11 protein-coding genes and 1 riboswitch are annotated in these 11,211 nt (G+C 72.2%); all 11 genes read left to right on the plus strand.

Features of this window, described 5'->3' with window-relative positions:
- Positions 1–70: 70 nt before the first annotated feature.
- Positions 71–2,764 (plus strand): alanine--tRNA ligase, encoded by a 2,694-nt coding sequence (gene alaS, locus RB150_02675; protein ID MDQ7819444.1) that lies wholly within the window; start codon positions 71–73, stop codon positions 2,762–2,764.
- A complete protein-coding gene (ruvX, locus tag RB150_02680; GenBank protein MDQ7819445.1) occupies positions 2,761–3,171 on the plus strand; it encodes a Holliday junction resolvase RuvX in 411 nt (136 codons plus the stop codon). Before alaS ends, ruvX begins: the two co-directional genes overlap by 4 nt.
- Before the next feature lie 95 nt (positions 3,172–3,266).
- On the plus strand, positions 3,267–3,569 hold the full coding sequence (locus RB150_02685) for a DUF1292 domain-containing protein (GenBank protein ID MDQ7819446.1): 303 nt from the start codon (positions 3,267–3,269) through the stop codon (positions 3,567–3,569).
- Between the two features lie 24 nt (positions 3,570–3,593).
- Complete coding sequence (gene mltG / locus RB150_02690; GenBank protein MDQ7819447.1) at positions 3,594–4,598, plus strand: endolytic transglycosylase MltG; 1,005 nt, start codon at positions 3,594–3,596, stop codon at positions 4,596–4,598.
- Positions 4,595–5,182, plus strand: a complete 588-nt coding sequence (locus RB150_02695) for a YqeG family HAD IIIA-type phosphatase (GenBank protein ID MDQ7819448.1) — start codon at positions 4,595–4,597, stop codon at positions 5,180–5,182. The genes mltG and RB150_02695 overlap by 4 nt, the downstream gene beginning before the upstream one ends.
- A 30-nt stretch (positions 5,183–5,212) precedes the next feature.
- Positions 5,213–6,136, plus strand: a complete 924-nt coding sequence (locus RB150_02700; protein ID MDQ7819449.1) for a transglycosylase SLT domain-containing protein — start codon at positions 5,213–5,215, stop codon at positions 6,134–6,136.
- A gap of 175 nt (positions 6,137–6,311) precedes the next feature.
- A riboswitch (cyclic di-GMP riboswitch) is annotated at positions 6,312–6,402 on the plus strand.
- 110 nt (positions 6,403–6,512) lie between these two features.
- Positions 6,513–7,298 carry a sigma-70 family RNA polymerase sigma factor gene (locus RB150_02705; protein MDQ7819450.1) on the plus strand — a complete coding sequence of 262 codons (786 nt, stop codon included), beginning with the start codon at positions 6,513–6,515 and terminating at the stop codon, positions 7,296–7,298.
- Between the two features lie 90 nt (positions 7,299–7,388).
- Entirely contained in the window at positions 7,389–7,673 is a 285-nt protein-coding gene (locus tag RB150_02710) for a MerR family transcriptional regulator (GenBank protein MDQ7819451.1), read from the plus strand.
- A 21-nt stretch (positions 7,674–7,694) separates the two neighbouring features.
- The gene (locus RB150_02715) at positions 7,695–8,072 is read left to right on the plus strand and encodes a hypothetical protein (protein MDQ7819452.1); all 378 of its coding nucleotides are present in this window, start codon (positions 7,695–7,697) and stop codon (positions 8,070–8,072) included.
- 151 nt (positions 8,073–8,223) lie between these two features.
- Complete coding sequence (locus RB150_02720; GenBank protein ID MDQ7819453.1) at positions 8,224–8,598, plus strand: roadblock/LC7 domain-containing protein; 375 nt, start codon at positions 8,224–8,226, stop codon at positions 8,596–8,598.
- Between the two features lie 49 nt (positions 8,599–8,647).
- The gene (gene pilB, locus RB150_02725; GenBank protein MDQ7819454.1) at positions 8,648–11,098 is read left to right on the plus strand and encodes a type IV-A pilus assembly ATPase PilB; all 2,451 of its coding nucleotides are present in this window, start codon (positions 8,648–8,650) and stop codon (positions 11,096–11,098) included.
- Positions 11,099–11,211: the final 113 nt, after the last annotated feature.

Consider the following 11,211-nt stretch of genomic DNA (forward strand, 5'->3'; position numbering starts at 1 on the left):
GTGGTACCGCGGGAGCGCGCCTCCCGTCCCTTGCGGACGGGAGGCGTTGTGATTGGGGGAGGGCCTGGGCATGGCGCGGGAAGAACGGTGGCCGTGGCAGGTTGTCGCCGACACGTTCCTGGAGTACTTCCGGGAGCGGGGGCACGCCATTGTGCCCAGTTCCTCGCTGGTGCCTGCCGGCGATCCCACGCTGCTGTTCACCAACGCCGGCATGGTGCAGTTCAAGGATGTCTTTTTGGGGCGGGAGCAGCGCTCCTACCGCCGCGCGGCATCCCTGCAGAAATGCATGCGGGTGCAGGGCAAGCACAACGACCTGGACAACGTGGGCCCCAGCCCCCGCCATCACACGTTCTTCTTCATGCTGGGCAACTTCAGCTTCGGGGACTACTTCAAGCGCGAGGCGGTGGCCTACGCCTGGGACCTGCTGACCGGGCGCTACGGCCTGGACCCCGACCGCCTGGTGGTCACCGTCCACCACGCCGATCGGGAGGCCGCCGAGGCCTGGCGGGAGGTGGGCGTGCCGTCGGAGCGGGTGGTGGCCATGGGCGACGCCACCAACTTCTGGATGATGGCCGAGACCGGCCCCTGCGGGCCCACCTCGGAATTGCATTACGACTGGGGGCCGGAGCACTGCACCTGCGGCCGCGCCGACTGCAGCGTGGCGCTGGACAACGGGTGCCTGCGGTGGCTGGAGGTGTGGAACCTGGTGTTCATGCAGTACGAGCAGCGGCCTGACGGGACCCGCGTTCCCCTGCCGCGCCCGGGGGTGGACACCGGGATGGGGCTGGAGCGGATCACGTCGGTCCTGCAGGGGGTGAACGACGATTACGCCACCGACCTGTTCACCCCTCTCCTGGACCGCCTGCAGGTTCTGCTGGGGCACGATGCCGCCGGCCGCCACGCCCATCGGGTGGCGTACCGGGTGCTGGCAGACCACGGGCGGGCCATGGCGTTCCTGATGGCCGACGGGGTTGTGCCGGGCAACGAGGGGCGCGGCTATGTGCTGCGGATGATCATGCGGCGGGCGATGCGCTTTGCCCGCGCCGCGGGCGTCAGCCACCCCCTGCTGGCGGACCTGGCCGATGCGGTGGTGGACCTGATGGGAGAGCGCTATCCGGAACTGGCCTCCCAGCGGGAGTTCATCCGGACCGTCGCCCGCCAGGAGGAGGAACGCTTCGCCCAGACCCTGGCGGCGGGCCTGCAGAAGCTGGACGAGCTGGTGGCGGCCACCCTGGCCCGGGGGCATCGGGTCCTGGCCGGCGAGGACGTCTTCCGGCTGTACGACACCTACGGCTTCCCCCTGGAGATGACCCGGGACGTGGCCCGCGAGCGCGGGCTGACCGTGGACGAGTCCGGATTCGCCCGGGCCCTGGAGGCCCAGCGGGAGCGCGCCCGGGCCGCCCAGGCGTTCGGGCTGCGGCCCGACGAGCGCCGGTACGCGGCCCTGGCGGAGGCGGGAGTGACCAGCGAGTTCATCGGCTACCGGCGCCTGCGGGCGCGCGCCCGGGTCCTGGCCGTGCTGGTGCCGGACGGGCAGGTGCAGGAGGCGCGCGAAGGCGCCGAGGTGGAGGTGGTGCTGGACCGCACGCCGTTCTATCCCGAAGGCGGCGGTCAGGTGGGCGATACGGGCGTCCTGGCGGGCCGCGACGGCGAGGTGGAGGTGACGGACACCCAGCGGCCGCTGCCCGGGCTGATCGTCCACCGCGGCCGCGTGGTGCGCGGGCGGATCCGGGCCGGGCAGAGCGTGCGGGCGGCCGTGGACCAGGCACGGCGATGGGACATCATGCGCAACCACACGGCGACCCACCTGCTCCACCGGGCCCTGCGGGAGGTCCTGGGCGAGCACGCCCGCCAGGCCGGGTCCCTGGTGGCCCCCGACCGGCTGCGGTTCGACTTCGTGCACACCGCCCCGCTGACCGCGGCCCAGCGGGCGGCGGTCGAAGAGCGGGTCAACGAGCAGATCCTGGCCGACCTGCCGGTGCGCGCCCGCTGGATGTCTCTGGAGGACGCCCTGCGCCTGGGCGCCGTGGCCCTGTTCGGCGAGAAGTACGGCGACCGGGTGCGGGTGGTCAGCATCGCCGACTACAGCCGCGAACTGTGCGGCGGCACCCACCTGTCGCGCACCTCCCAGGCGGGGCTGTTCAAGGTCACGGCCGAGAGCGGGGTCGCCGCCGGCATCCGGCGGGTGGAGGCCGTGACCGGGCGCGGAGTGCTGGCGCTCCTGCGCCAGCAGGAGGCCACCCTGCGGGCGCTGTCCGAACGCCTGCGGGCGGGCCCCGAGGAGCTGGTGGAGCGGGTCGCCCGGCTGCTGGAGAGGGAGCGGGATCTGGAGCGGGAGCTGCGCACGGCCCGCGCCCGCGCCTCTGCCGTGGAGGCCGTGCCGGCGGTGGTCCTGGACGGCACCACCGTCGTCGTGGCCGACACCGATCTGGAGGAGCCGGCGGACCTGCGCGCGGAAGCCGACCGGTTGCGGGCGCGGCTGGACCAGCAGCGCGTGGCGGGCGTCGTGGTGGTCGCCTCCTCCCGCAGCGGGGCCGTGGTGGCGACCCGCACCACCGCGGTGACGCCGCCCGTGGACGCCGGCCGTCTGGTCCGGCTGCTGGTGGAGCGGTTCGGCGGGCGCGGGGGCGGCCGACCGACCCTGGGCCAGGGGGGCCTGCGGGACCGGGCCCTGGTCGGCGAGATGGTCCGGGCCAGCCGCGATCCCGCGTTTCTGCGGACTCTGCTGGAGCAGGCGCGGGAGGAGGCGGCGGGGTCGGGATGAGGGTTCTGGCGCTGGATGTGGGCGCGCGGCGCATCGGGCTGGCGATCTCGTCGCCCGACGGGACCCTGGCCCAGCCCGCAGGCGTGGTCGAGCGCCGCTCCTGGCCCCAGGTGGTGGAGGCGCTGCGCGAGCGGATCCGACGCTACGGGGTGGAGCGGGTGGTGGTGGGCCTGCCTCGCCGCCTGGACGGGACCGAGGCCACCGCGGCGGAGGTGGCCCGGCGGTTTGCCCGCCGGCTGCAGGAGGCCCTGGGGGTGCCGGTGGACCTGGCCGACGAGTGGCTGACGACGGTGGAGGCCGAGCGACTGCTGGTGGCCGCCGACCTCAGCCGCCGCCGGCGGCGCCAGACGCGCGATGCGGTGGCGGCGGCGCTGATCCTGCAGACCTACCTCGACCGGCGGCGTTGACACCCCCCCGGCGCGGTGTTACGCTCTCACCGTCGTGGCGGGAATTCTCCGGATGGGCCGGCCGGCGGGCCGGCCCTCCGGCGCGAGGTGCGGTCGTGGCCGACCGGGGAGAAGTCATCACGTTGCTGGACGAGCAGGGCCAGGCTCACGACTTCAGCCTGGTGGACGTGATCGAGGTGGACCGGCACCGCTACGCCATCCTCCAGCCGCTGTCGGGCGAAGGCGTCTCCGAAGACGACCCTGCGGTGGTGTTCCGGGTGGAGGGGGAGACGCTGGTGGCGGTGGAGGACGAGGAAGAGTTCCGCAAGGTCGCCGACGCCATCGAGGCCGAGGCGGGCTACGACGATGTGGAGGTCGTGGGCGAGGACTCCTCCTCCGACGACGACGCCGTCAACTGACCTCCGCGCGGTGCCGGCTGGCCGATGACGTCAGCGCGGCGCACTGCGGTGCTGGCAGGAGCCGTTCTCGCGGCGGGAGCGGCGGCGGTGGCATCCGCCGCCACCGCGGTGCGTCCCGCCAACCCCTCCGGATCCCCCCAGGTGGTGCTGGTGCCCCCGGGCGCGCCGGCCGCGGAGATCGGAAGGCGGCTGGAATCCGAGGGCATCATCCGCCGCGCGTCCGACTTCGTGTGGGTGGTGCGCCTGCGCCGGCTGGAGGGGCGGCTGCAGGGCGGGGAGTACCGGCTGTCTCCGGCCATGGGTCTGCTGGAGGTGGTGGATGTCCTGGCCCGGGGCCAGGTCCTCCTCCACGAGGTCACGGTGCCCGAGGGCTACACGGCACTGGATGTCGCCCGGCTCCTGGCCGACGCCGGCCTGGGCGACCGCCGGCGGCTGGAGGCGCTGGTCCGGGGTGGCGCGGCGCGCCTGCCCCACGCCTTTCTCCGCGGCGTGCCCACCGGCTCTCTGGAAGGGTACCTGTTTCCCGACACCTACCGCCTGCCCCGGGGCTGGCCCGAGGAGCGGGTGGTGGGCGTCCTGCTGGACCGGTTTGCCGACGTGGTCCTTCCCCTGTGGCGGCAGGAGGGAGGAGGCCGGTCCCTGCATGAGATCGTCACGATGGCGTCCCTGGTGGAACGGGAGGCCCGGCGGGACGACGAGCGGGCGCTGATCGCGGGCGTCCTGTACAACCGCCTGCGCCGCGGCATGCGCCTGGAGGTGGACGCGACGGTCCTGTATGCGTTGGGCCGGCACAAGGCGGTGGTGACCTACCGCGACCTGGACGTGGACTCCCCGTACAACACCTACCGCCGGGCGGGCCTGCCTCCCGGCCCCATCGCCAACCCGGGTCTGGCGTCCATCCGGGCGGCCCTGCGGCCGGCGGCCACCGACTACCTGTACTACGTGGCCCGGCCCGACGGCTCCCACGTCTTCAGCCGCACCTACCGCGAGCACCTGGCCGCCATCCGGAGGCACCGGTCGGGCCAGTGATCACGGCGTGGTTGCGGGCGGCGCGCGGCCGCATGTTGCCCCTGACCCGGTGGGTCACCCCGAGCCGGACCGCGGCGTCGGTCCTCGACCTGTCCCCCCAGGACCTGCGCGCGGGCGGGGTGCGGGGGCTGATCCTGGACCTGGACAACACCGTGGTGCCCTGGGGGTCGGCCGCTCCCTCTGCCGACGTGGTGCGGTGGGTGTCGGCGGTGCGGGCGGCGGGCCTGGCGGTGTGCATCGTCTCCAACAGCTTCACCTCCCGCGCCCGGCGGGTGGGGGAGATCCTGGGCGTTCCGGTGGTGTCCTGGGCCGCCAAACCGGCGCCGTGGGCCTTCCGGCGCGCCCTGCGGGTCCTGGGGACCGCCCCCGCCCAGACGGCGCTGGTGGGCGATCAGCTGTTCACCGACATCCTGGGCGGCAACCTGCTGGGCCTGCGCACGATCCTGGTGGAGCCGCTGTCGCCCCGGGAGTTTGTCACCACCCGGTGGGTCCGCCGCCTGGAGGCCGCGGTGCGCCGGATGGTGGGCGGCGGGCCGGGCGGTGGCACGGCAGGGGACTCTCACCAGCAGCCCGGGGATGACTAACGCCGAGCAGCCCACGGGCATAGCGAACGTGTGAGCGCCCAACAGAAGCGGTATGCGGCGGTCATCGTGGCCACCGTGGGGGTGCTGGTGGCGGCGGCCGCCGCCGCGGTGGCAGGCGACGCGCTGACAGCTGCCAGACAGGCGCACCTGGCCGGCCGCCACGCCCAGGCGGTGGCCCTTCTGCGGGCGTATCTGCAGGCCCACCCCGCCGACGCGTCCGCCTGGGTGTGGCTGGGCGCGTCCTACTACCAGCTGGGGGCCGCCCCCCAGGCCGTGGCATCCTTCCGGCAGGCCCTGGCCCTGCGTCCCTCCCCCGAGGTCGCCCTGTGGCTGGGAGCCGCCTTGGTGAAGGCGGGCCGGGATGACGAGGCGCGCGCCGCCTTCCGGAGGGCCGCCCGCAGCCCCCACCCGCAGACCTCCACCCTGGCCTGGCAGTGGCTGCGGGCCCAGGAGGCCGACCACATGGCCGTGCTGGCCCACCCGCCGTCTGTGGACGCCTACGCCCGCGTGGTGCGCTGGTACAACCCCGTCCTGTCCGCATCCCAGGTGGATGCCATCGTCCGCAGCGTCCTGTACTACAGTGACCGCTATGCCGTCGACCCCCGCCTGGTGGTGGCCCTGATCGCCGTGGAGTCCGGGTTCCACATCGGCGCCCGCTCGCCGGCCGGAGCGGTCGGTCTGGGACAGCTGATGCCCCAGACCTGGCAGAGCCTGGGGGTGAACCCCCTGGACCCGGTGGGCAACATCTACGGGACGGTGCGGTGGCTGCGGGCCCAGCTGGACCGCTTCGGGGGCAACGTCTCCCTGGCCCTGGCGGCCTACAACGCCGGCCACGGCGCCGTGACCCGGTACAACGGGATCCCGCCCTACCGGGAAACCCAGTGGTACGTGCTCAACGTCCTGCGCCTGTACACCCACCTGGCCGGAGGCGTCCGGCAGGCCTCCTCCCGCTGAGCGGCTTCCGGACGGCGTGCGCGGCCCGGCCGCGCTTCTCTGGGACTGGCACCAAACTTGCTCACATCTTCTCCGGAGGCATCCGGCGCCTGCCCTGCGCGGCGGCGACGGCGGGACCGGCGGGACGGTAGCCCCTTGCAATTTGGGGGTGAGTTTGTTAGAATCCGGCCAGTCCTCGCGATAAAGGCAAACCCAGGGTGACCTGGGGGCGCAAAGCTACGGGACCTGCCGGTGGCGATGGCCGGAAGGTCAGCCGGGCTGCCGAACGAGGCGATTGTTTTTCCCTCCTGCGGCAGTCCTCCGGTCCCGTCTCAGCGCTGCGCCTCCGATTCCGCGGGCATCGGCGATGTCCGGCGGGTGACAGGAGGAGGCTGCTATGGGACGCAGGGGCACGCTGCATGCGGCGCGGGAGACCCCGCCCGACGACTTCCTGGCCTGGTTCCGCGCGTATCGTTCGTCACGATCCCCCGACCTGCACGAGAAACTGACCACCCACTTCATGCCGCTGGTCCACCAGGTGGCCCGCCGGTACGCCCGCTCGGGCATCCCCCTGGACGACCTGCATCAGATCGGGTACATCGGCCTGATGAACGCGGTCACCAACTTCGACCCCGACCGGCGGGTCAAGTTCGAGACCTACGCCCGCCACCTGATCGCCGGCGAGATCCGCCACTACCTGCGCGACCAGGGGACGACGGTCCGCCGGCCGCGCTGGCTGTACGAGATGGACCACCGGGTCAACCGGGCGGTGACCAGCCTCACCCAGCGCATCGGGCGGCCGCCCACCCCCGCCGAGATCGCCCGGGAGATCCAGAGCTCCGAGGACGAGGTGGTGGAGGTCCTGCAGGCCCGGGAGTCGCTGCGGCTCGTCTCGCTGGACGAGGAGCGGGAGGGCGACGACGGCGCCCCCATCGCCCAGCGGGACCGCATCACCACCAAGCACGTGGCCGGCTCGATGCCCGTGGAAGAGCGGGTGCTGGTCCACGACGCCGTGGAGCGCCTGTCGGATCTGCAGCGCAAGGTGATCTACTACCTGTTCTTCATGGACCTGACCCAGACGGAGGCCGCCCGCCGGCTGGGCATCTCCCAGAAGCACGTCTCCCGGGTGATGCACGCCGCCCTGCGGCGCCTGCGGGAGAGTCTGCGGCCGGAGGCGGTGTGAGGCGTGCACACATCCGGCCCGGGGGGACGCTCCACCCGCCGGGGTGAGGTCCCTCCGGCAGACGCCGGGGAAGATGGAGGAGGAGAGCACGTGAAGACCGAGGACCGGACCGTGGCGCCCGATCTGCCCATCTACCCCATCCGCACGGTGGCCCGCCTGACGGGCGTGGACGCCCGGCGGATCCGGGCGTGGGAGAGCCAGTACGGGCTGCTCCGCCCCGCCCGCACCCGGGGAGGGCACCGGCTGTTCAGCCAGCGCGACCTGGAGCTGATCCGGCGCATCAAGCGCCTCATCGACGAAGAGGGGCTCCGCCTGCAGGGGGTGCGGCTGCTGCTGGAGGCGGAGGCCGCCGCCGACGGCGGCACCGAGCGCTGAGGGGTCTGTGAGGACCTGATCATGGCCACCACTCTCAAGGACCTGTTGCGGGCGCTGGTGGGGGGTATCGAAGGCCTGGTGGGCGCCGCCGTGGTCAACATGGACGGCAGCCCCGTGGAAGTCCTCAAGGTGGACCCCCACTTCGCCATCGAGGAGGTCGCCCCCGAAGGCGCCGTGGCCGGCAAAGTGCTGGACTACCTGTGCCAGAAGGTGGACGGCGGCCCCATCGACCACATCATGCTGGTGGCCGAGCGCTACATCCTCCTGATGGCCATGGCCGGCCAGGAGTATTACGTGGCCATCGTCATCCACCCGCGGGGAAACGTGGGCAAGGCGCGCCTGCAGCTGCGCCGCTTCATGCCCGAGATTGCGTCGGTGCTCAACGCCGGGGTGATCTGAACGGTCGAGGCGTCGGAGCGTGGGACCGTTGGAGCGGTGACACGAGGATGCTGGCCCGGCGGACAGGCGAGGTCACACGCCCGCTCCAGGGGCGCTCCCGTTCCGACGCGTCACCACTCCGGCGCGTGAACGCCCGGAAAGGAGCCCGGGGATGCATTCGGTGGATGTGACGGCAGGCGGGCTGCGGGGCATTCTGGACGCCCTGTTGCGGGTGGACGGGGTGACCGCGGCCCTGGTGGTCGGCCGCGACGGTTTCGTGATCGAGGCGGCCACGGCCCACCCGGTGGACACCGACTCGGTGGGGGCCATCGCCGCCAGCAGCCTGGCGGCCGCGGAGGCCATGGGCACCGAGCTGAACCTGGGCGCCCTGGGATCCATTCTCATCGAGTACGACGTGGGGCCGGTGGCCGTGACCCCCGTGGGGCCGGATGCCTGCCTGGCGGTGGTGGGCAACCAGGGGGCAAACCTGGGCCGCCTGCGCATCGAGATGCGCAAGATCCGCCAGGCGGTGGCCAGCCAGCTCTGATGGCGTGGACGGCTGAAGGCGGACGTCACAGGTCCTCGAGCCAGCTCCCATGACCATGGACGTGACGGAGTACAAGCAGCGGCTGAAGATCCCCGCTCGCAACACCACCCTGGAGCGGGCTCTGACCTTCCACCACGCCCGGGTGCTGGAGGCCCGGGGGCAGCACGACGAGGCGGTGGCGGCCTACAAGAAGGTGCTGGAACTGGCCCCCGAGGACGCCGTGGCCTATGCCCGGCTGGCGTCCCTGTACGTCCAGCGGGGCGTGCCGCGGGCGGCGGTGATGGTGTACGTGGCCCTGGCGGAGATGCAGATCGGCCGCGAGCGGTGGGAGAAGGCGGCCCTGGCCTACGAGCGGGCCAGCGAGCTGGCCCCCGACGACGGCGAGATCCACACGGCGCTGCGGGATGTGTACATCAAGATGGGCCGGCTGAAGGACGCGGCCAAGGTGCAGGAGCGCATCGACCGCACGGTCGCCGGCCCCCGGTCGGCCCCGGCCGCGCCGCCCGCCCCGATCCCCGCGCCGCCCGTCACTCCCCCTCCGCCTGACGGCGAGCCGCCGGCACCGGTGTCGCTGACCCCCCTGGGGCCTGCTCCCGCACCGCCGCCATCGCCCCCGAAGCCACCCGCCGACACATCCCCTCCGGCCGCGCGCCCGCCCTCGGCGGAGCGCCTGCCAGGACGGCCGCCGGAGAAGGCGCCGCCGGCCCCACAGAAGCCGCCGGCCCGCCCTCCCCAGCCTCCGGCATCTCCCGGCAGAACCCAGCCGGCTCCGCCGCCGGCCGAGGCCGTCCGGCGGCCCCGGCGGTCGGAATCCCTGGGCCAGATCCTCCTGGACGAGGGCCTGGTGACCCGGGAGCAGCTGGACAAGGCCATCCACACCCAGCAACGCTCGGGGGGCCATCTGGGCCGGATCCTGGTCGAGCAGGGGGTACTGACCGACCAGCAGCTGGCGAAGGTCCTGGCCCTGCAGTGGGGCCTGCCCTACGTGGAGCTGGGCTCGCTGGAGATCGACGACACGGTGGTCAAGCTCATCCCCCAGCACCTGGCCCACCGGCACAAGGTCCTGGCGATCGAGCGGACCCGCAAGAAGCTCAAGCTGGCCATCGCCGACCCCCTCAACGTGGTCGCCCTGGACGACGTGCGGCTGGTGACCGGGCTGGAGATCGAGCCGGTGGTGGCGGCCGAGGAGGACATCGTGGCCGCCATCGGCCGCTACTACAGCGGCGGGATCGACCTGGACGAGGCCATGCGCCAGGCCGTGGCCGCCGAGGTGGACGTCCCCGAGGAGAAAACCGAGGACCTGTCCGTCGAGAAGCTGCGCACCCTGACCGAGGAAGCCCCGGTGGTGCGCCTGGTGAACCTGATCATCAGCCAGGCCATCGCCGACGGCGCCAGCGACATCCACATCGAGCCCCACCGGCGCAGCGTCCAGGTCCGCTACCGCATCGACGGCCTGCTGCACGACGTCATGACCCCGCCCAAGTCCCTGCAGGCGGCCATCGTCTCCCGGGTGAAGATCATGGCCAACCTGGACATCGCCGAGAGGAGGCTGCCCCAGGACGGCCGCATCCACGTGGTGATCGAGAACAAGGAGTACGACCTGCGGGTGTCCACCCTGCCCACGGTGTTCGGGGAGAAGGTGGTGATGCGCATCCTGGACCAGTCCAGCACCCGCCTGGGCCTGAACAAACTGGGTTTCACCCCGTCCATGCTGGAGATCTGGGAGAGTCTGGTGAGCAAGCCCTACGGGATGATCCTGGTCAGCGGCCCCACCGGCAGCGGCAAGACCACCACCCTGTACTCCACCCTGCACAAGATCAACACCCTGGACAAGAACATCCTGACCATCGAGGACCCGGTGGAGTACCAGCTGCCCCGGGTCAACCAGGTGCACGTCAACCCCAAGGCCGGCCTGACGTTTGCCAGCGGCCTGCGGTCGTTCCTGCGCCAGGACCCCGACATCATCATGGTGGGCGAGATCCGCGACCGGGAGACGGCCGAGATCGCCATCCAGGCGTCCCTGACCGGCCACCTGGTCCTGTCCACCATCCACACCAACGACGCCCCCAGCGCCACCACCCGGCTCATCGACATGGGCATCGAGCCGTTTTTGGTCAGCTCGTCGCTGATCGGGGTGCTGGCCCAGCGCCTGGCCCGGACCATCTGCGCCCACTGCAAGGAAGCCTACACCCCGCCGGTGGAGGCCCTGCACCGCCTGGGCCTGCGGCCGGAGGAGGGCGAGGAGATCGTCTTCTACCGGGGCCGGGGCTGCGACCGGTGCAAGGGCACCGGCTACAAGGGCCGCACCGGGATCTTCGAGCTGATGGTGATGAGCGAGGCCATCCGGGAGCTGGTCCTCAAGGGCGCCTCCGCCGCCCAGATCCGCGACCAGGCGGTGGCCGAGGGGATGAAGACCCTGGCCGAGGATGGTATCCTCAAAGTACTCGAAGGCGTCACCACCGTCGACGAACTCCTGCGGGTCGTCTTCGTGGAGCAGTAGGGAAGAGGGAAAAAGGAAGAGGGAAGAGGGAAGAGGGAAAAGGCTTGAGACCCTAGCGAGGTAGGTTGTTCCCTCATCCTTCTTCCCTCTTCCCTCCCGGAGGTTGTATGGGC

It is taken from the genome of Armatimonadota bacterium (genome assembly GCA_031081675.1).
Lineage (GTDB): Bacteria > Sysuimicrobiota > Sysuimicrobiia > Sysuimicrobiales > Kaftiobacteriaceae > Calidihabitans > Calidihabitans tengchongensis.

What these genes read in the sequence shown, in the direction of transcription:
- alaS (MDQ7819444.1), top strand. Translation starts at nt 71, where the DNA reads ATGGCGCGGGAAGAACGGTGGCCGTGGCAGGTTGTCGCCGACACGTTC.
- ruvX (MDQ7819445.1), top strand. Translation starts at nt 2,761, where the DNA reads ATGAGGGTTCTGGCGCTGGATGTGGGCGCGCGGCGCATCGGGCTGGCG.
- mltG (MDQ7819447.1), top strand. Translation starts at nt 3,594, where the DNA reads ATGACGTCAGCGCGGCGCACTGCGGTGCTGGCAGGAGCCGTTCTCGCG.
- RB150_02705 (MDQ7819450.1), top strand. Translation starts at nt 6,513, where the DNA reads ATGGGACGCAGGGGCACGCTGCATGCGGCGCGGGAGACCCCGCCCGAC.
- RB150_02715 (MDQ7819452.1), top strand. Translation starts at nt 7,695, where the DNA reads ATGGCCACCACTCTCAAGGACCTGTTGCGGGCGCTGGTGGGGGGTATC.
- RB150_02720 (MDQ7819453.1), top strand. Translation starts at nt 8,224, where the DNA reads ATGCATTCGGTGGATGTGACGGCAGGCGGGCTGCGGGGCATTCTGGAC.
- pilB (MDQ7819454.1), top strand. Translation starts at nt 8,648, where the DNA reads ATGACCATGGACGTGACGGAGTACAAGCAGCGGCTGAAGATCCCCGCT.